An 18,385-nucleotide genomic window follows, 5' to 3' on the forward strand; every position below is an offset into this window, starting at 1 on the left:
TTGCCTGCAAATCCCATGATTTGCGGGCAATGTCACATTGCCAGATATGAATGTTGCACTTTTCCGCCGTTGCGCTGACCAACCCTGCACACCTCATGGATGGAGAGCAGGGATGAACACCACACGCAATGGACTGTACGGTACGGCGCTGGTTTGGGCGGCCATCGGGCTGGCAGGTTGTGCCAATTCCATGACCTCCACCGGGGTGCCGGGGGTGAAGATGGGCGACAGCTATGAGCAGGTACTCGCCGTGGTCAGCCGTGACAATACGGTGACCAGGAAGATCGACGGGCAGGGATTCCGGGCTGAGGGTTACTCGCAGACGTTCAAGGATTGTCGCAGTACATATTTTATCTTCCAGGGCGCCGATGGCTTGCAGATGGTCAGCCATGAGCCCGCGCCGCATCTGTCGGTCAGCCAGAACTGCCGCCAGCCATGAGCACTTTACGTGTCATTCCCGCCCTGTTCCTGTTGCTCCTCAGCGGCTGTGGCCAGGTATATAACGTCCGCTCCCTCAACACCGCCTATACAGCGCCACCGTCTGCCGAGACGGCGCGCTTGCGCATTATCAGCGACGGCATGGTGCGCGCAGTGCCCGGGCGCGATTGCCTGGACTGGAATGTTCCCGGAGCAGGCGTGATGGTGTCCGCCAAATCCGGCTTCGCCGACCGCAATGGCGCAAGCCTGGGGATGCCGGGGCCGATTTACACCTGGGACGGTGCGGTGTCGTCCGAACAGGTGATTCCGGCGAACACGCCCATTGCCTTTCATTACCTTGGGTTGCCGCAATATGGCCGGCAATGTTTCAACACCATGACCTTTATCCCCAAGCCCGGCATGGACTACATGGTGCGAGCATCAATGTCCGGGAGTTGCTCATTCGAGCTTGCTGAGCTGCCGAAAGGTGCCGAACGATGGAGTCCGATTGAACCGACGCCGTCGGGAAGGCTGTCGATGTGCCACGCGATGGATAATTTCTAGCGGTACAAACGCAACGTGGGCCGGGGCATTGCACTCCAGCTCACAAAAAACCCACAAACAAAAACGCCGATCATTGCTGATCGGCGTTTTTGTTAAATATGGAGCGGGAAACGAGACTCGAACTCGCGACCCCGACCTTGGCAAGGTCGTGCTCTACCAACTGAGCTATTCCCGCAAATGGCGTCCCCTAGGGGACTCGAACCCCTGTTACCGCCGTGAAAGGGCGGTGTCCTAGGCCACTAGACGAAGGGGACACGCTACTGAAACACATGGTGTGTATTTCAGTGCCCAGAGATTAAATCCGAAGATTACGCCCTGGTTTCACTCAGTGCCGCCCGAGGGCAACACTGCTTAAATTTGGAGCGGGAAACGAGACTCGAACTCGCGACCCCGACCTTGGCAAGGTCGTGCTCTACCAACTGAGCTATTCCCGCATATGGCGTCCCCTAGGGGACTCGAACCCCTGTTACCGCCGTGAAAGGGCGGTGTCCTAGGCCACTAGACGAAGGGGACACACGTACAACATTCACTCCCTACCGCGTTTCGCTGTGTGCTTTACGCTGTAAGTGGCGCGCATTCTATGGATGGATTGGGAGGTCGTCAACCCCCAAGGATAAATTTATTTAAATCAATGACTTCGCCGTGGTTTACGGGGGTTGCAAGGGTTTCTCGCCGTCCAGGCTTTGGCGCCTATATTCTGGCGTTCCACAAGGCGCTATAGTTCGCCACAGCAAATGATGGCAATGTGCATCTACGCAGGGACTGCCCCGCTATATAGAAGAAACTACTGACGCAACTGGTCGCTCAGTCCTATCCGGTCACTGCACCAGTCACTACACTTCAATGCAAACCCCATAAAGAGGTCACACCGGTGACACCACTCATGATCACCCTGCTGGTAATAGCCGGGATCGTAATACTGATCGCCATTGGCTACATGAACCACGTGGTGGAAAACAATAAGCTGGAAAAGAACCGGACCCGGATCGAACTCAATGACCGGCTGCGCCGCTGCGGCGAAATCACCGAGACCTTCCCTGGCCAGTTGATGACGCCGCGACTCAAGTTGCTGCTGACCCGCCTGGAGCTCAACGTCAACCAGCGCCTGCTGAACCTCGACAAGTCCAATGCGTCGCTCAAGGCACGCATCACTGAACTCAACGCGCTGGTGGCCCAGGGCGAATCGATTCCGGTGAACAACCCGCCCGGCCCGATCCAGACCGAAGCCAAGGCCAAGGATGTACGTTTCCTGCTCGAAGCACTGCATGGCCAGGTGACCCGAGCGGCCCAGGACGGTTTCCTCCCGACCAATGAAGCCAAGCACTGGATCAAGGAAATTCGCCATATCCTGGTGCTGCTGCACATCGAGTTCTTCAACAACCTGGGCCAGCACGCGCTGCAACAAGGCCAGCCGGGCCAGGCTCGCCTGGCGTTCGAACGCGGCGTGCAGTACCTGCGCAAGCAACCGGAGCCGGTGGTGTACAGCCAGCAGCTGCAATTGCTCGAGAAACAGCTGGCGCGCGCCAACTCCATGGTGCTGTCCAACCTTGAACCGGCTGAAGACGAGGTCAACGAATTGACCGAAGGCTTGAAAGTGGTGGATGCGGACGCCGACTGGAAGAAGAAAGCCATCTACGACTGATCCCCTGCCATTGTGGTGGGCGGCAAACCCGCTCGCCACATGCCATCACTCTGCACCTATCCCCTTCCCCTCGAATAGCGTAAAAAAGGCCCCTCTCTCCGTTAACGAAAAGGGCTTCGCCATGCCTGTCGTGCTCATCGATGGACAACCGCTGCACTACCTCGACCAGGGCACCGGCCCGGCCGTTCTCCTCGGTTCCAGCTACCTGTGGGACAGCCAGATGTGGGCGCCGCAGATCGAAGCCCTGTCGCAACAGTACCGGGTGATCGTCCCCGAGCTTTGGGGCCACGGCGAGTCCGGCGCACTGCCTGCAAACACTGCATCCCTGGACGACCTCGCACGCCAGCACCTGGCGCTGCTGGATCACCTGGACATTGCCCAGGTCAACCTCGTGGGCTTGTCGGTCGGCGGCATGTGGGGCGCACGCCTGGCGCTGCTGGCTCCCGAGCGGGTCAACAGCCTGGTGCTGATGGACACGCACCTGGGCGCCGAGCCGGAAGCCACTCGCCAATACTACTTTTCGCTGTTCAAGATGATCGAAGATGCCGGCGCCATTCCGGAACCGCTGCTGGATGTGGTGGCACCGATCTTCTTCCGTCCCGGTATCGACCGGGAGTCGGCCTTGTACCAGGATTTCCGCAACGCACTGCAGGCCTTCCCCAAGGAACGCCTGGTGCACAGCATCGTGCCCCTGGGCCGGATTATCTTCAGCCGCGCGGATGTGTTGGCACAACTGGCGCGCCTCGACACCGACACCACCCTGGTGATGTGTGGCGAGCAGGACAAGCCACGCCCACCGGCCGAATCAGAGGAAATGGCGGCCTTGATCGGCTGCGCGCTGACGTTGATTCCGCACGCCGGGCATATCTCCAGCCGGGAAAACCCCGATTTCGTCAACGAAGCGCTGCTGACCTTCCTGGCCAACAACGCCTGACCGCCCTGCCCTTTGATCACCGCAGGCCTGCGGTGATCAAAGGCGGAAGTGCCCGACCATCCCCTTAAGCTCCGTACCCAACTGCGCCAGCTCGATGCTCGACGCTGCATTGCCCTGCATGCTCAACGCCGATTGATCGGCACTCGCACGGATGCTGGTGACGCTGCGGTTGATTTCCTCGGCCACCGAGCTTTGCTCTTCGGCCGCTGCGGCAATCTGCTGGTTCATCTGCTGGATCAACGACACCGCCGCCGCGATGCTGCCCAGGGCGCTTTCGGTTTCCAGGGCATCACTGACCGCCAGCTTGACCAGTTCGCCGCTCTGCCTGATCTGCTGCACCGAAGCCTGCGCAGCGCTGCGCAAGGTACTCACCAACCGTTCGATTTCCTCGGTCGATTGCTGGGTGCGCTTGGCCAGCGCCCGCACCTCGTCGGCCACCACGGCAAAACCGCGGCCCTGCTCGCCCGCCCGCGCCGCCTCGATGGCCGCATTCAGCGCCAGCAGGTTGGTTTGCTCGGCCACGCTCTTGATCACCTCAAGGACGGTGCCGATAGTCTGGATCTCCGCGCTCAGGCTTTCGATGCTGGTACTGGCGGAGGTCGCGGAGCTGGCCAGCAACTCGATACGCTGCAAGCTCTGGCGCACCACCTGCTGACCGCTGTCGACCTTGTCATCCGCCGTCTGCGCCGCCTGGGCCGCTTCTTCGGCGTTGCGCGCCACATCGTGCACGGTGGCGGTCATCTGGTTCATGGCCGTGGCCACCTGCTCGGTTTCTTCCTTCTGGCTGCTGACCTCGATATTGGTCTGCTCGGTGACGCTGGACAGCGAATGGGCCGAGCTGGCCAGTTGCTCGATACCCGCCTGCAACCCGCTGACCATGCTGCTCAGGCCGCTGCTCATCTGTTGCATCGCGAGCATCAACTGGCCCATCTCGTCCCGACGACTGACTTCCATGCGGCCACTGAGATCACCGGCGGCAATCTGCTGGGCCACTGCAATCACGCTGCGCAGCGGTGCAACGATCAAACGGGTGATGATCCACGCGGCAATCAGCCCGACCAATAACGCCAACGCCGAAGAACCGATGATCAGCAACGCGCTTTTCTTCAACTGCGCCTGCATCGACAGGTCTTCTGCGTCGTAGGCCTGATTGACCCGGGTGACCACTTCGGCTGCACGTTCGTGCAACTGCTTGTAGACGACTTTTTCCTGGGCCAGCAGCCCGGTGTATTCGCCGAGTTTTTCGCTGAAGGCCGCGATATGCCCGGACACTTCGTTAAGCACGGTTTGGTAGCCAGGATCCTTGACGGTGGTTTTCAGCTGTTCGACCTGGGCCAGGGCCTGATCGGCCTGCTCGATCTTGCCCTGCTCGGCGTTCTCGTCATCGCCCTTGCGGCTCTGGTCCAGGCGCACGTGCGCTTCGTTCATGGCCTGCAGCATCAGGCGCGAGACCTGGCTGACCTGCCCCGCCTGCTCGATGAATTCGGCACCTTCCTTGCCCTGGCTTTCCTTGAGGCCATAGGCGCCGTCGTCCGCCAGCCCGGCCTGCAACACATCAAGGTTGTTGGCGACACTGGAGACCGACCAACTGGCCATTTCCAGCGCCAGGTCCTTGGTCTGGGTCAGCTCGACAAACTCATCGAACGCCTTGCGATACGCCGCCAGCGCCTGCTCGACGTCGCTCATCACCGGGACATTGGCAGGCGACTGGGCCTTGAGAATTACCGCCTGGGCCGCCAACGCGTCGACACTTTCGTGCAAGGCGTCCACCGACTTGGGGTCGGCATGCAGCGCGTAGTCCTGCTCGATCAAGCGCACCTTGAGCAAGCCGCTGTTGAGCGCCGACATGGCTTTAAGGCCCTCGAAGCGCTGGCCAACGGTTTGCAGCGACCACACGCCAATCGCGGCCACCAATGCCGTCAACAGCAGTACCAGGGCAAAGCCCAAGCCCAGTTTCTTGGCCATACCGAGGTTGGCAAAACGTCGTTGCACGGCAGAAATCATTGCACTTGAGTCCTCTTGCAATGGCGAATGCCATCAAGCCAGGTTTCGATGCAGCGAGATTCGCAACCCCGGGGCACTGAATACAAGGGTTTGGCGCCACAATAATGGCAAAAAGCTACATCCTCGTCGTTTTCAGAATGGTAGAGGTCGATCCTGCCGGCCCCATGGCCTTGAACAACGCCAGTGCACGCTGATCAGAAGCGTAGGCCACATTGATGCGCAGCCAGTCGCTGGATTCGCCCGTCGGGCTGAAAAGCGTCCCCGGCGACAGCAACACCCCCAGCCGGCGAGCCCGTGCCTGCACGGTGGAACGGTCGCCGACACCAGGGCGCGCCCAGAGGAACATGCCCCCCGCCGGCACCGCAAACACCTCCCACTCTTCGTCTTCCAGCACCTGCAGGGTCATGGCCATTTCCGTGCTCAGCCGCCGGCGCAGGCGTTGCACCCACTTGCGGTAGGTACCATTGGCCAGCAACGTCGCCACCACCGCCTCGGCAAACCGCGAGGTGCCGATGCCGGTCAAGGTCTTGACCCTGGCCAATTGCGCGATGATCGCCCCGCTGGCCGTGAGGTACCCCACCCGCAAGGCGCTGCTGAGGGTCTTGGAAAAACTCGAGACATAGATCACCCGGTCCTCGTGGGGCAACGCCGACAACCGGGTGCACGTGGCATGTTGCAGGTCGCCATAGACGTCCTCCTCGATGATGAAGAAGTCCTGGGAATGGGCCAGTTGCAGCAAGCGCTCGGCCACCGCCAGGGACAGGCTGGTGCCGGTGGGGTTGTGATACAGGCTGTTGATGAACAGGCACTTGGGCCGGTGCCCGCGCAACAGCGCTTCCAGGGCATGCATGTCCGGGCCGCCACGGGTGCGCGGCACTTCCAGCAGCTTGACACCATGAAAGGCCAGTTGGCGGTAAAGGTTGCCGTACCCCGGGCTTTCCACCACCACGGTATCGCCGGCCTTGAGCAACGTGCGGATCAGCAGGTCCTGGGCGTGGCTCGCGCCGTGGGTGGTGAGAATATGCTCGACCCGGGTTGCCACCTGGATGTGCGCCAGGCGCTTGAGCAGCTGTTCACGCAGGGCCGGCAGCCCCAGCGGCGTGCTGTAGTTGAAGACCGCCGCAGTGTCGGTGCGGGTGACTTCACGAATCGCGTAACTGATGTCGTCGCTCTCGCGCCAGGTGTCCGGCAGCCAGCCGCATCCCAGTTTCAGTTCGCCCAGTTGATTGTCGATGAAGGCGCCCCACCCCGACTCGGCGCCCTCATACCATTGGTTTTCACCGCGAAGACCACGCTCGGCGGGTGGCTGGGCCACACAGAAACCGGCGCCTTGCCTTGAGGCCAGCACCCCTTGGGCAACCATCCGCTCGAACGCCTCGATGACGCTGGACTGACTGAGCAGGTTCTCGTGGGCCAGTTGCCGCACCGAGGGCAACCGCGTCCCGGGGCTGGCGCCGCTCTCGCGAATCCAGGCGGCCAGCGCACTGACGATTTGCTGCACTACCGGTACAAGGGCTTGTCGATCGATCCCTAAATCCATGAGCCACTCACTTAAACTGTTGTCATTTAACCCAAACCAGTTAAGCACAGAAGCCCAATGACAGCCGCGATCAAGATTTATTAAATCATTGATTTAATTGAATTATTTACCTAGTGAAACACATTCAGGTGAGGCATCTGGCCACCTGCGGAAAAAACCCACAGCGCCTCCAACGCTTTTCTGAATGGCATCCGCCTCACTTCCTAAATCGCGGTCGCGCCACCGTCCACCGCCAATGCCTGGCCCGTGGTGAAGGCAGCACCGTCGCTGCACAGATAAAGCACGGCGCTGGCGATCTCCTCGACCTTGCCGATACGCCCGACCGGGTGCATGGCGGCGGCAAATTCGGCTTTGCGCGGGTCGGCTTCATAGGCACGGCGGAACATATCGGTGTCGATCACGGCCGGGCATACCGCGTTGACGCGGATTTTCTTTTTCGCGTACTCGATCGCCGCCGACTTGGTCAGGCCGATCACCGCGTGCTTGGACGCGGCATAGATACTCATCTTCGGCGCCGCCCCAAGTCCTGCCACAGAAGCCGTGTTGACGATGGCGCCGCCGCCCTGAGCCAGCAGCAACGGCAGTTGATACTTCATGCACAGCCACACGCCCTTGACGTTGACGCCCATGATTGCGTCGAACTCATCCAGGCTGCCGTCCGCCAGCTTGCCCTTCTCGATCTCGATCCCGGCGTTGTTGAAGGCATAGTCCAACCGGCCATAGGTGGCCACGGTCTGCTGCATCAACTGCTGCACGTCCGCTTCGAGGGTGACATTGCAGCGCACAAACACCGCTTCGCCACCGGCCTGATGAATCAGCGCCACAGTGCCCTCGCCGCCAGCCGCGTCCAGGTCGGCGACTACGACTTTCAAGCCTTCAGCGGCGAACGCCAGCGCAGTGGCGCGGCCAATGCCGGCGGCCGCACCGGTCACCAGGGCGACCTGGCCGGAAAATGTCATGCTCATGGTGGATGTTCCTTCGATGGGGATGCTCGATGACCCCAGTCTAGCCAGAGCCACCATCGGCGCGTCAGCACTATCAAAAGCCCGGTTGGCGAACCATGAGCCGCAGTGATAACGGCACCCTCATCACTATCATTGCAGTGGATCGGTGGGCATTCGCAGGTGCCGCGCACCTTGCCGGTGCAGCCCGAAGGGTCTATCACTCAAGGTCCACTTCTCAAGAGTCGCTGCCATGACTGCCCATACCAACCGCCAATTCCTGCTCGCCAAACGCCCGGTCGGCGCGGCCACGCGGGACACCTTCACTTACCAGGAAGTGCCGGTGGGTACACCCCAGGACGGCCAGGTGCTGGTGCACAACGAATACCTGTCCCTGGACCCGGCCATGCGCGGCTGGATGAACGAGGGCAAATCCTACATTCCGCCGGTGGGTATCGGCGAAGTCATGCGCGCCCTGGGCGTAGGCAAGGTGATCGCATCGAACAACCCGAAATTTGCCGTGGGCGACTACGTCAACGGTGCCTTGGGTGTGCAGGATTACTTCCTCGGTGAGCCGCGGGGTTTCTACAAGGTCGATCCGAAACTCGCGCCGTTGCCGCGTTATCTGTCGGCGCTGGGGATGACCGGCATGACCGCCTACTTCGCCCTGCTGGACACCGGCGCGCCCAAGGCCGGCGACACCGTGGTGATCTCCGGCGCGGCAGGCGCGGTGGGCAGCATTGCCGGGCAGATTGCCAAGATCAAAGGCTGCCGCGTGGTAGGCATCGCTGGCGGCGCCGACAAATGCAGGTTCCTGGTGGATGAACTGGGTTTTGATGCAGCCATCGACTACAAGAACGAAGACGTGCATGCCGGCCTCAAGCGCGAGTGCCCGAAAGGTGTGGACGTGTATTTCGATAACGTCGGCGGGGACATTCTCGATGCCGTGCTCAGCCGCCTGGCATTGAAAGCCCGCGTAGTGATCTGCGGCGCCATCAGCCAGTACAACAACAAGGAAGCTGTCAAAGGGCCGGCCAACTACCTGTCACTGCTGGTCAATCGTGCGCGCATGGAAGGGTTTGTGGTGATGGACCACGCGGCGAATTTTGCCGCTGCCGGGCAGGAAATGGCCGGCTGGATGGCTCAGGGCAAGCTCAAGAGCAAGGAAGATATAGTCGAGGGGCTGGAGACGTTCCCGGAGACGCTGATGAAACTGTTCAACGGTGATAACTTTGGGAAGTTGGTGTTGAAGGTCAGCTGACACACCGCAGAACCAAATGTGGGAGCGGCGGTGCGACGGTTCGACTTGCTCGCGAAGGCGGTGTGACAGTCAATGCATAAGGTGACTGCTCTACCGCCTTCGCGAGCAAGCCCGCTCCCACATTTTTTTACCGTGCCCACTTCAGGTCGGTAGGTCACGCAATCTCGGCAACTACCGCTGCCAGCGCCTTGGCCGGGTCGGCCGCCTGGCTGATCGGGCGACCGATCACCAGGTAATCGGAACCGGCATCCAGGGCCTGGCGCGGGGTCAGGATGCGACGCTGGTCGTCCTGGGCGCTGCCCGCCGGGCGAATCCCCGGGGTCACCAGTTGCAACGCCGGGTGGGCGGTCTTCAGCGCCTGCGCTTCCAGCGCCGAGCACACCAGGCCGTCCAGGCCAGCCTTTTGCGCCAGGGCCGCGAGGCGCAGCACTTGTTCCTGTGGCTCGATGTCCAGGCCGATGCCGGCCAGGTCTTCACGCTCCATGCTGGTCAGCACGGTCACGCCAATCAGCAGTGGCTTGGGGCCGCTGCGCTGATCGAGCACTTCACGGCACGCAGCCATCATGCGCAAGCCGCCGGAGCAGTGCACGTTGACCATCCACACGCCCATTTCGGCGGCGGCCTTGACCGCCATCGCGGTGGTGTTGGGGATATCGTGGAATTTCAGGTCGAGGAACACCTCGAACCCTTTGTCACGCAAGGTGCCGACAATTTCGGCGGCACAACTGGTGAACAGTTCCTTGCCAACCTTGACCCGGCAAAGCTTGGGGTCCAACTGGTCAGCCAGCTTCAGTGCGGCGTCACGAGTGGGGTAATCCAGGGCGACGATGATAGGAGTCTGGCAGGCGGACATTGGAATGGGCTCTCAGGCAAGTCGAAATCGGCGCGGATTGTAGCGCAAGCAGCGGGTTTGCGGGATCCGATGATCGGTAATTCGCGATTTAGCCGCCAGATTGCGGGCTCCCGGGCAATTGTGTCGAAACAGATACATTCCCGACATGCCTGCAATACCCCCGAAGATTAGCCTCGCACACGTGAACCATCGTACAGAACTTCCAGCCCCGGGGCTGGGCGCCTATGCTGAACGCAACAACCTCGCCGCCGAGCTTCGGCCCGGCGGCCAACCAGGTAGATGATCGCACCATGCAAACCCTGACTCCTGTGCTGAATGACGATCAAAAAGCATCGCTTGTCGGTGAAGACAAGCGCTGGAACACCCGCGCGCTGATTGTCGACGACGACGTGCCGATCCGCGAACTGCTGATCGATTACCTGGCACGCTTCAACATTCTCGCCAGCGGCGTGACCGATGGCGCGGCCATGCGCCAGGCCATGCAAGCCGAGACCTTCGACGTGGTGGTGCTCGACCTGATGCTGCCGGGCGAAGACGGCCTGTCGCTGTGCCGCTGGCTGCGGGCGGAATCGGACATCCCGATCCTGATGCTCACCGCCCGCTGCGAACCTACCGACCGCATTATCGGCCTGGAACTGGGGGCCGACGACTACATGTCCAAGCCCTTCGAGCCCCGTGAACTGGTAGCGCGCATCCAGACCATCCTGCGCCGGGTGCGGGATGACCGCACCGAGCAGCGGGCGAATATCCGCTTCGACAACTGGCGCCTCAACAGCGTGCTGCGCCAGCTGGTGGCCGACGACGGGCTGGTGGTGCCGCTGTCCAACGCCGAATTCCGTTTGCTGTGGGTGTTTATCGAGCGCCCGCGCCGGGTACTGAGCCGTGAACAATTGCTGGACGCGGCCCGGGGTCGCTCCATCGAGGCCTTTGATCGCAGTATTGACCTGCTGGTCTCGCGCCTGCGCCAGAAGCTGGGGGACGACCCCAAGGCCCCGCAGTTGATCAAGACCGTACGCGGTGAAGGCTACCTGTTCGACGCCCGAGATATCGGCTGATGCGCAACGCCTTCAACACCCTGTTCGGGCGGCTGTTCGGCGTGTTGCTGGTGGCGATTGTGCTGGCCCACGCGCTGGCATTCTTCTGGTTTCACCATTATGGCCCGCCGCCCCCTCCGCCCCACGAGACCTTCATCGAGCAACCGGACGGCAGCCTGACGCCAATGCCCAAGGAGCATCGCCGTCCCTGGTTCGGCGGGCCTGTGGTACCGCTGACCTTCCAGTTTATCTCGCTGATCATTGCCGCCTGGTACGGCGCCAAGCTGCTCAGCCGGCCAATCCAGCGCCTGAGCGCCGCGGCCGAGCGCCTGAGCCTGGACCTCGACAGCCCACCGCTGAACGAGTCCGGCCCACGGGAGGCGCGGCAAGCGGCATCGACCTTCAACCTGATGCAAAAGCGCATCCGCGAACAGGTCACCCAGCGTGCCCGCATGCTGGGCGCCGTGTCCCACGACCTGCGCACGCCGCTGTCACGGCTCAAGCTGCGCCTGGAACAGATCGAAGACACCAAGCTGCAGGGCCAGATGCGCCAGGACCTGGACGACATGATCGGCATGCTCGACGCCACCCTGAGCTACCTGCACGAGCAGCGCACCAGCGAAACCCGGCATTGGCTGGATGTGCAGGCGCTGGTGGAATCCCTGAGTGAAAACGCCCAGGACCGTGGCTCCGATGTGCAATGCAGTGGTGAGTGCGCGCCGCTGCAAGTGCAACCGATGGCCCTGCGTTCGTGCCTGAACAACCTGATCGACAACGCCCTGCGGTACGCCGGCACCGCGCGGATCGAACTCGCGGACACTCCGCAGGCGCTGGTGGTGAAGGTAATCGACCACGGCCCGGGCATTGCGGCGGATAAACGCGAGGCGGTGTTTGAACCGTTTTATCGGCTGGAAGGCTCGCGCAACCGCAATTCCGGTGGCGTGGGGTTGGGCATGACGATTTCCAAGGAAGCCGTGGAACGCCTCGGTGGACGGCTGAGCCTGGAGGAAACTCCGGGCGGCGGCCTTACCGCCGTAATGTGGCTGCCAAGGGCGTAGTAATGGTTCCTGCGCCCTGCAGGAACCATTACTGCCCGGTTTTATCTTCCCGCCGCACCTGAGCCTGGGTGGCACTCCAGTCGGTCAACAAGCTATACGCCACCGCCAGCAATGTCGGGCCGATAAACAGGCCGATAAAGCCGAACGCAATCAACCCGCCAAACACCCCCAGCAACACGATCACCAGCGGCAGGTTGCCGCCACGGCTGATCAGGTAGGGCTTGAGCACGTTGTCGACGCCGCTGATGATGAACGTGCCCCATACACCGAGGAACACCGCATAGGTGTAGTCGCCCTTCCAGGCGAGCCAGGCGGTGGCCGGAATCCAGATCAGCGGCGGGCCCATCGGAATCAGGCTGAGCAGGAACGTCACGATCCCCAGCACCAAAGCCCCCGGAACACCGGCAATCCAGAAGCCGATCAGCGCCAGCAAGGCCTGGGCGGCAGCGGTGCCGATCACACCGTTGACCACCCGCTGCACCGTACCCGCGACCAGTTCGATGTAATAGCCCGCCCGGTCGCCGATCAACCGCTCCAGCAAGCGATGCACAAACATCGCCAGGCGCGGCCCGTCACGGTAGAAAAAGAACACGAACACCAGGCTCAGGGTCAGTTCCAGGATGCCGCCGCCGATCTGCGCACTGCGGGCCAGCAACCAGTTGCCGACCTGTCCCAGGTACGGTTTCAACGTGACCATCAGTGCCGCGCCCTGCTGGTCGATGCTGTCCCACATCGCCACCAATCGTTCGCCGACAAAGGGAATGGAGCCGAGCCAGGTGGGCGCCGCAGGCAAGCCATCCACCTGGATATCCTTGATCAGGCCCACGGCATCGCGCACATGGTCGGCCAGGTTGAACCCCAGCCAAACCAGCGGCAACGCCACCAATAGCATCCAGACCAGGGTCAGGATCCCCGCGGCCAGCGATTCGCGACCGCCCAGCCAGCGGGTGAGCAAGCGCATCACCGGCCAACTGGCAAACGCCAGTACCGCGCCCCAGAACAGCGCCGACCAGAACGGCGCCATCACCCAGAAGCTGGCACCAAACAACACCAGCAGCAGGATCTGCACCAGCAGGCGATCGTTATTGAGCATGTGGTTTCTCGAAAAGAAGTCTGTAAGAGCAAGAGCTTAGGCGAACGGCGCGGGTCCGTTCGCCCTGGAACGGTCAGCGTATCAGATGCAGGTGCAAACCCTTGGCTTCGGTGGTGCCGGTTTCCAGGCGCGCCGCACGTACGCCCTGATCGATCAAGCCCTGGCGCCATGCCTCGGCGGTGGGCCCGGTCAAACTGACCCGCAACGTGGCATCCAGGTTCAATCCGCGGGAAATAAGGGTGAGCCAGGTGGCGTCAGGCTCGGCGCCCAGCTTGGGAAAATCCAGCTCGCCAGTGCTTTTCAGTTCCCGCAGCAGCGTAGCGGAGGTCGGCAGCAAATCGCCCAACGGTGCGCTGGCGTCCATCTGTTCCACGTGCAGGTACGCCCGTCGATTGCCCCGGGTGATGCCGTACAACGCGACCAGGGAGTTGTCCTGCGGGGCCGCCAAGCGCAGCAGCAGGTATTCCTGCTGGCCGTCGGCGCCCACCAGCTTGGCATTGCCGAACACTTCATTGGCCCACAGGCTGCTTTCACCGCAATCACGGGCCTGGCACCAGAACAGCAGTTGCGCGCCCTGGGCCTGCAAGGCTTCACGGGTGGCGGTAAAGGCGGCGCTGGAGGTGTGCTCGGCAGGCAGTTCGTAGGTGATGGCAGTGGCTTGGCCGCGGGCGGTGGCCTGGCCTTCATAACGCAGCTGGCCGCTGATCTTGCGGATCGAGCCCAGCGGGTAGATACGTTCTTTCTCTTCGGCGGGACGGTAGTCGACGATCTGCGCGTCGACCTGACGGGCCACGGCGGGCAAGTCCTGGCTACCCGGTACGTCGGCGGCAAACACCAGCGGGCTGAAACAGCACAGCCCCAGAACACGGAAAAATCCCTTCGGCATACTCATCGGATCGGCGCGCCCTGGCCATAGGGGTGCGCTGCGGTGTTGAGATCGTTCATGGTTGACTCCCTTTCGATCCGCCCAGCCTCGGCAGTTGACCCCGCCAAGTCAAGGCGTGGAGAAGAACCGATTGAAACAGTCTGCAACAAGGGTAGCGCCTGGCTCGTCATTCAGGTGCAAATGATGGCCACCGGGCAAGGTAGTCACCTGGAACGGAAGCCCGGAAAGCAATTCGGAATGTTTCGCCAACATGCCGTCTTCGGCGACCACCAACTGTGTCGGACAGCCGACTCGGCGCACGAAGGCCATCGCCTGTTCTTCTGTCAGGCGCATGGGGGAGGCCAGGGTCAGGCGGCTGTCGCTGCGCCAGGTGTAACCACCCGGCACGGGCATCAAGCCACGCTGGGCCAGCAGTTCGGCGGCTTCACGACTGACTGCCACCACGCCTTTCATCCGCGCTTCCACCGCGCGATCAAGGGTGCTGTACACCGGCTTGCGCTTGTCCTGCAGGTTCATTTGCGCCTGCAACGCCATGCCGAGGCGTTCGGCGGCGTTGTCTGCGGTGCCGGTCGGCGGGATCACGCCATCAATCAATCCCAGGTGCGTCACCCGCTCCGGCAAGGCGCCGGCCAACACCAGGGAAACGATGGCGCCGAGGGAGTGGCCAAGTAATGCAAAACGTTTCCACCCGAGTTGTTCGGCGACTTGCAGCACGTCGTGGACGTAATCCCAAAGGGAATAACCGGCGCCAGCGGGTCGATGGGCCGAGTGACCATGGCCGGCCATGTCCAGGGCGACGATGCGCAGGCCATCGAGTTTCGGTGCCAGCCGGGCAAAGCTGTTGGCGTTGTCCAGCCAGCCATGCAGGGCAATCACCGGCAAACCGTCTTCAGGGCCGAACAGATGCGCCGCCAACTCGATGTGCGGCAGCGCCAGGCGGACTTCTTCGACGGGCGCAGTCATGCGCAACTGCGCTCGCGCTGGCGAGCTTCCCAACGGGCAAACAGGTTCTTGATCAAAGTGGCGGTGTCCTGTGGGCGTTCAAGGGGAAACATGTGGCCGCCGGGCATGGTCAGCATTTCGCCCATGGGCATGCGCCCCACGCCGCTGGCATGGTGACGCATCACCACCCGGCTCTGGCGACCACGCACCACCGCCAGCGGCACTTTCAGTTGCCGGGCCTGGCCGGGGCTGGTGTGGGGCACGCCGCGGTAGATGCTGATTTCGGTGGCCGGATCAAAGCGCAGGCGCAGGCGATCACCCACCGGTTCCAGGCCGTGTTGCAGGTAGGCATCAAAACAGTCGGGATCAAAGCCGCGAAACAAGGTCTTGCCAGAGAAGTACTGGCGCGCAGCCGCCAGGTCGGCGAACTCTTCACGACGGCCCAGGGTGCGCCCCGCCGGGGTCAGCCGGTCGATAAAGCCGAAACGCTTGGCCGCGCGGATCACCCAGCGATCGGCCAGGGTCAGTACCGGCGAATCCAGCATCACCACCCCGCGATACAGCTGCGGGCTACGCATGGCCGCATGCAGGTGCAGCACACCACCCAACGAATGGCCCACGCCCCACACCGGCTCCGGTTGTTGCTCAAGGTGGTGGATCAGTTCGTCCACCAGGTTCTGCCAATTGTCATCCACTGGAAACCGGGGGTCGTGACCGTGCTGCGGCAAATGCGCGACGGCGTACTCCGGGGCCAGGGCGGCAAACAATTTGCCGTAGGTCGCCGAAGGAAAGCCATTGGCGTGAGCGAAAAACACGTGCTGCGACATACCTGATCCATCACCGTAAACAGAGTGTTGATTCTCCCCAGACCGGGCAGTCACGGCAATGACTGTAACTGCCAGGAATGATGACACTCACGCCACGCCTATCGGGCCGGCGGGTTCTCCCCCAGCGGCACCACGGCCATGGTCAGGCGCGATACGCAGCTGGCCTTGCCTTCATCACTGGTCAGGCGAATGTCCCATACGTGGGTGGTGCGTCCGATGTGAATAGGCTTGGCCACCGCCGTCACCCGCCCGCTGCGCAGGCCGCGCAGGTGGTTGGCGTTGATTTCCAGGCCAACGCAATAGAACTTGCTGGCGTCGATGCACAGGTAACTGGCCATGGAGCCCACGGTTTCCGCGAGTACCACCGACGCGCCGCCGTGCAGCAGGCCGTAGGGTTGATGGGTGCGGTGGTCGATCACCATGCTGGCTGTCAGGGACTCGTCGTCAAAACGTTCAAAGCGGATATCCAGTACTTCACCGATGGTGTTTTTCTGAATCGCATTCAGTTGCTCGATATTCGGTTGGGTGCGCCACAGGCTCATTGATCGGTCCTTATTGGTTTTATGTCAGTGCTCAATCCTGCCACAGCACGGCTTCGGAGCGCTCGCTCCAGGCCAGGAACTGCGACCCGTAGGCTGATTCAATCACGTTGCGCTTGATCTTCAAGGTCGGCGTGAGAAAACCGTTTTCCACCGCCCAACTGTCTTTCACCACCACCAGTTGGCGCAAGCGCTCATGTTTATCGAGCACTTGGTTGACCTCTTCCAGCAAGCGTTCAAGGCTGCCCTGCAAAGCCTGGCGCCCAGCGCCTGCGGCATCTTGCAGACCCACGGCAGATAACACGCACAGGCCCATGGGCGCACTCAAGCCATCGCCCACCACGCACACCTGCTCGATGCGTGCATGTTCGGCCAGGCGGTTTTCAATCGGCGCCGGGGCCACGTATTTGCCTTTGCTGGTCTTGAAGATTTCCTTGAGCCGCCCGGTCAGCCGCAGGCGGCCATCGGTGCCCTGCTCGCCCTTGTCGCCGGTGCGCAGGAAGCCGTCGGCGGTGAGGGTCTCGGCAGTTTTTGCCGGGTCCTTGTAATAACCGAGCATGGTCGCGCCGCTGCGTACCTGGACTTCGCCGTCGTCACCGATGCGTACTTCGACGTCCGGGCATGGCGGGCCTATCCAGCCGAGTTTCTGCTGGCCGGGGCGGCACACGTGGGAGTAGCCGCAGCTTTCGGTCATGCCATAAACCTCCAGCACATCCAGGCCCAGCCGGCGATACCAGACCAACAGTGCTTCGGGCACGGGGGCTGCGCCGGAGATCGCCACGCGCACAGCGTCCAGGCCCAACCCGGCGAGTACTTTGTGGCCGACCCGTTTGCCGATGAAGGGCAGGCGCAGCAAGGTATCGAGGCGGCTCGGGGGGATTTTGCTATAGACGCCCATCTGGAATTTGGTCCAGATCCGCGGTACGCCGAACAGCGCTGTTGGCCTCGCCCGTTTGAGGTCTGTCAGAAAAGTGTCGAGGCTCTCGGCGAAAAATACTGTCTGTCCGGTGTAGATCGAGGCCATCTCCACGAACATGCGTTCGGCGACGTGGCACAGCGGCAGGTAGGACAGCAAGCGGTCGCCCTCCCCCAGGCCGAACAGTTCAGTGCCGCGGATGGCCGCGAAGGCCAGCGCGCCGAAGCTGTGCATCACGCCCTTGGGCAGGCCGGTGGTGCCGGAGGTGTAGATGATGGTGGCTAGATCGGATGCTGCGGGCGCGGGGTTGTCCTGAATGGGTGAGCAGGCTTGCAGGTCGGCCCAGGTGAAATCGAATTCGCCATCGGGGCACAGCGGCAGGCTGATGGTGGGCAGGTCGGCCTTTACTCCGGCGGACATGGCGGGCCAGTCGTCCAGTTTGCCGATAAATGCCAGTGCGGCTTCGGAATGCTCGAGTACGTGGGCGACGGAGTCGGCGGTGAGGTTGGGGTAGAGCGGGACCGAGACGTGGCCGGCCATCCAGATGGCGAGGTCGGCGATGATCCAGTGGGCGCAGTTTTTCGAGATCAGGGCGATGTGGGAGCCCTGGGGCAGGTCGCGGGCTCGCAGCCAGTGGGCGGCGCAGCGGACCTGGTGACCGGCTTCGGCCCAGGTGAGGGTTTGGACCTCGCCGCCTTTGATGGGCTGAACCAGGAATCGTTGCCGTGGGTGGCGGGCTTCGCGGTCGAAGAAGACTTGCAGCGGCAAACGAATAGCGACAGACATGGACGCGCTCCTTTGTGTTCCGATGGTAGCCAACCAAGCACTTGCTTGGCTGACTATTTCATGGGAGCGCGGGGGGTGCAAGTTCTGCTGTTTGGGGGTATATCCGTTATTTGGGTGATGGCTGAAATGGGTTCCGCTCTTACAGCGG

17 protein-coding genes, 4 tRNA genes and 1 pseudogene are annotated in these 18,385 nt (G+C 62.1%); 7 read left to right on the forward strand and 15 right to left on the reverse strand.

Features of this window, described 5'->3' with window-relative positions; all coding sequences use genetic code 11:
- The first annotated feature begins 112 nt into the window (after positions 1-112).
- Together HX839_RS30715 and HX839_RS30720 are read left to right on the forward strand one after the other, a co-directional pair.
- On the forward strand, positions 113-439 hold the full coding sequence (locus HX839_RS30715) for a hypothetical protein (protein ID WP_102606452.1): 327 nt from the start codon (positions 113-115) through the stop codon (positions 437-439).
- A complete protein-coding gene (locus HX839_RS30720; protein WP_102606451.1) occupies positions 436-981 on the forward strand; it encodes a hypothetical protein in 546 nt (181 codons plus the stop codon). The genes HX839_RS30715 and HX839_RS30720 overlap by 4 nt, the downstream gene beginning before the upstream one ends.
- A 99-nt stretch (positions 982-1,080) precedes the next feature.
- Here the strand turns inward: HX839_RS30720 and HX839_RS30725 are convergent.
- The 4 genes from HX839_RS30725 to HX839_RS30740 form a co-directional block, all read right to left on the reverse strand.
- Positions 1,081-1,156, reverse strand: a tRNA-Gly gene (locus HX839_RS30725).
- Positions 1,157-1,159: 3 nt separating this feature from the next.
- Positions 1,160-1,235, reverse strand: a tRNA-Glu gene (locus HX839_RS30730).
- Positions 1,236-1,339: 104 nt separating this feature from the next.
- A tRNA-Gly gene (locus HX839_RS30735) sits at positions 1,340-1,415 on the reverse strand.
- 3 nt (positions 1,416-1,418) lie between these two features.
- Positions 1,419-1,494 (reverse strand) — tRNA-Glu (locus tag HX839_RS30740).
- A gap of 370 nt (positions 1,495-1,864) precedes the next feature.
- Between HX839_RS30740 and HX839_RS30745 the strand changes: the two genes are divergently transcribed.
- Both HX839_RS30745 and HX839_RS30750 read left to right on the forward strand, forming a co-directional pair.
- A complete protein-coding gene (locus HX839_RS30745; protein WP_003217193.1) occupies positions 1,865-2,623 on the forward strand; it encodes a hypothetical protein in 759 nt (252 codons plus the stop codon).
- Positions 2,624-2,744: 121 nt separating this feature from the next.
- Positions 2,745-3,557, forward strand: a complete 813-nt coding sequence (locus HX839_RS30750) for an alpha/beta fold hydrolase (protein WP_177055939.1) — start codon at positions 2,745-2,747, stop codon at positions 3,555-3,557.
- A 36-nt stretch (positions 3,558-3,593) separates the two neighbouring features.
- Here HX839_RS30750 and HX839_RS31975 read toward each other — a convergent pair whose 3' ends face one another.
- The 4 genes and pseudogenes from HX839_RS31975 to HX839_RS30765 form a co-directional block, all read right to left on the reverse strand.
- A complete protein-coding gene (locus HX839_RS31975) occupies positions 3,594-4,475 on the reverse strand; it encodes a methyl-accepting chemotaxis protein (RefSeq protein ID WP_371315662.1) in 882 nt (293 codons plus the stop codon).
- A pseudogene (locus HX839_RS31980) lies at positions 4,455-5,561 on the reverse strand (HAMP domain-containing protein); the annotation flags it as partial. The gene HX839_RS31975 and the pseudogene HX839_RS31980, both read right to left, overlap by 21 nt.
- 115 nt (positions 5,562-5,676) lie before the next feature.
- Positions 5,677-7,101 carry a PLP-dependent aminotransferase family protein gene (locus HX839_RS30760; protein WP_134327080.1) on the reverse strand — a complete coding sequence of 475 codons (1,425 nt, stop codon included), beginning with the start codon at positions 7,099-7,101 and terminating at the stop codon, positions 5,677-5,679.
- A 203-nt stretch (positions 7,102-7,304) separates the two neighbouring features.
- Complete coding sequence (locus HX839_RS30765) at positions 7,305-8,066, reverse strand: SDR family oxidoreductase (RefSeq protein ID WP_008431261.1); 762 nt, start codon at positions 8,064-8,066, stop codon at positions 7,305-7,307.
- A gap of 229 nt (positions 8,067-8,295) precedes the next feature.
- Here HX839_RS30765 and HX839_RS30770 point away from each other — a divergent pair, with 229 nt between their 5' ends.
- Positions 8,296-9,303 (forward strand): NADP-dependent oxidoreductase, encoded by a 1,008-nt coding sequence (locus tag HX839_RS30770; RefSeq protein WP_177068177.1) that lies wholly within the window; start codon positions 8,296-8,298, stop codon positions 9,301-9,303.
- Positions 9,304-9,457: 154 nt separating this feature from the next.
- On the opposite strand, the gene pyrF is transcribed toward HX839_RS30770, so the two are convergent.
- Positions 9,458-10,156, reverse strand: coding sequence for an orotidine-5'-phosphate decarboxylase (pyrF, locus tag HX839_RS30775; protein ID WP_003217180.1), 699 nt, complete (start codon positions 10,154-10,156; stop codon positions 9,458-9,460).
- A 290-nt stretch (positions 10,157-10,446) separates the two neighbouring features.
- On the opposite strand from pyrF, the gene HX839_RS30780 reads away from it, so the two are divergent.
- Positions 10,447-11,211, forward strand: a complete 765-nt coding sequence (locus HX839_RS30780) for a response regulator (RefSeq protein ID WP_032898726.1) — start codon at positions 10,447-10,449, stop codon at positions 11,209-11,211.
- A complete protein-coding gene (locus tag HX839_RS30785; RefSeq protein WP_003217175.1) occupies positions 11,211-12,248 on the forward strand; it encodes a cell wall metabolism sensor histidine kinase WalK in 1,038 nt (345 codons plus the stop codon). Before HX839_RS30780 ends, HX839_RS30785 begins: the two co-directional genes overlap by 1 nt.
- 28 nt (positions 12,249-12,276) lie before the next feature.
- Here HX839_RS30785 and HX839_RS30790 read toward each other — a convergent pair whose 3' ends face one another.
- From HX839_RS30790 to HX839_RS30815, 6 genes are all read right to left on the reverse strand, one after another.
- The gene (locus HX839_RS30790) at positions 12,277-13,341 is read right to left on the reverse strand and encodes an AI-2E family transporter (RefSeq protein ID WP_003217173.1); all 1,065 of its coding nucleotides are present in this window, start codon (positions 13,339-13,341) and stop codon (positions 12,277-12,279) included.
- A gap of 73 nt (positions 13,342-13,414) precedes the next feature.
- Complete coding sequence (locus tag HX839_RS30795; protein WP_003217171.1) at positions 13,415-14,233, reverse strand: DUF4892 domain-containing protein; 819 nt, start codon at positions 14,231-14,233, stop codon at positions 13,415-13,417.
- 102 nt (positions 14,234-14,335) lie between these two features.
- Positions 14,336-15,190 (reverse strand): alpha/beta hydrolase, encoded by an 855-nt coding sequence (locus HX839_RS30800; protein WP_177068178.1) that lies wholly within the window; start codon positions 15,188-15,190, stop codon positions 14,336-14,338.
- On the reverse strand, positions 15,187-15,996 hold the full coding sequence (locus HX839_RS30805; protein WP_177021682.1) for an alpha/beta fold hydrolase: 810 nt from the start codon (positions 15,994-15,996) through the stop codon (positions 15,187-15,189). Before HX839_RS30805 ends, HX839_RS30800 begins: the two co-directional genes overlap by 4 nt.
- A 98-nt stretch (positions 15,997-16,094) precedes the next feature.
- Positions 16,095-16,538 carry a hotdog fold thioesterase gene (locus tag HX839_RS30810; protein ID WP_087695369.1) on the reverse strand — a complete coding sequence of 148 codons (444 nt, stop codon included), beginning with the start codon at positions 16,536-16,538 and terminating at the stop codon, positions 16,095-16,097.
- Positions 16,539-16,569: 31 nt separating this feature from the next.
- The gene (locus HX839_RS30815) at positions 16,570-18,237 is read right to left on the reverse strand and encodes an AMP-binding protein (protein ID WP_177068179.1); all 1,668 of its coding nucleotides are present in this window, start codon (positions 18,235-18,237) and stop codon (positions 16,570-16,572) included.
- Positions 18,238-18,385 lie beyond the last annotated feature (148 nt).

The organism is Pseudomonas sp. I8001, assembly GCF_013385345.1.
Taxonomy (GTDB): Bacteria; Pseudomonadota; Gammaproteobacteria; order Pseudomonadales; family Pseudomonadaceae; genus Aquipseudomonas.

Excerpts from the sequence above, each read along its gene's own strand:
- HX839_RS30795 (WP_003217171.1), bottom strand. The coding sequence starts at position 14,233 with ATGAGTATGCCGAAGGGATTTTTCCGTGTTCTGGGGCTGTGCTGTTTC.
- HX839_RS30780 (WP_032898726.1), top strand. The coding sequence starts at position 10,447 with ATGCAAACCCTGACTCCTGTGCTGAATGACGATCAAAAAGCATCGCTT.
- HX839_RS31975 (WP_371315662.1), bottom strand. The coding sequence starts at position 4,475 with ATGCTCGCGATGCAACAGATGAGCAGCGGCCTGAGCAGCATGGTCAGC.
- HX839_RS30810 (WP_087695369.1), bottom strand. The coding sequence starts at position 16,538 with ATGAGCCTGTGGCGCACCCAACCGAATATCGAGCAACTGAATGCGATT.
- HX839_RS30785 (WP_003217175.1), top strand. The coding sequence starts at position 11,211 with ATGCGCAACGCCTTCAACACCCTGTTCGGGCGGCTGTTCGGCGTGTTG.
- HX839_RS30745 (WP_003217193.1), top strand. The coding sequence starts at position 1,865 with ATGATCACCCTGCTGGTAATAGCCGGGATCGTAATACTGATCGCCATT.
- HX839_RS30765 (WP_008431261.1), bottom strand. The coding sequence starts at position 8,066 with ATGAGCATGACATTTTCCGGCCAGGTCGCCCTGGTGACCGGTGCGGCC.
- HX839_RS30770 (WP_177068177.1), top strand. The coding sequence starts at position 8,296 with ATGACTGCCCATACCAACCGCCAATTCCTGCTCGCCAAACGCCCGGTC.
- HX839_RS30815 (WP_177068179.1), bottom strand. The coding sequence starts at position 18,237 with ATGTCTGTCGCTATTCGTTTGCCGCTGCAAGTCTTCTTCGACCGCGAA.
- HX839_RS30805 (WP_177021682.1), bottom strand. The coding sequence starts at position 15,996 with ATGTCGCAGCACGTGTTTTTCGCTCACGCCAATGGCTTTCCTTCGGCG.
- HX839_RS30790 (WP_003217173.1), bottom strand. The coding sequence starts at position 13,341 with ATGCTCAATAACGATCGCCTGCTGGTGCAGATCCTGCTGCTGGTGTTG.
- HX839_RS30760 (WP_134327080.1), bottom strand. The coding sequence starts at position 7,101 with ATGGATTTAGGGATCGATCGACAAGCCCTTGTACCGGTAGTGCAGCAA.
- pyrF (WP_003217180.1), bottom strand. The coding sequence starts at position 10,156 with ATGTCCGCCTGCCAGACTCCTATCATCGTCGCCCTGGATTACCCCACT.
- HX839_RS30750 (WP_177055939.1), top strand. The coding sequence starts at position 2,745 with ATGCCTGTCGTGCTCATCGATGGACAACCGCTGCACTACCTCGACCAG.
- HX839_RS30800 (WP_177068178.1), bottom strand. The coding sequence starts at position 15,190 with ATGACTGCGCCCGTCGAAGAAGTCCGCCTGGCGCTGCCGCACATCGAG.
- HX839_RS30720 (WP_102606451.1), top strand. The coding sequence starts at position 436 with ATGAGCACTTTACGTGTCATTCCCGCCCTGTTCCTGTTGCTCCTCAGC.
- HX839_RS30715 (WP_102606452.1), top strand. The coding sequence starts at position 113 with ATGAACACCACACGCAATGGACTGTACGGTACGGCGCTGGTTTGGGCG.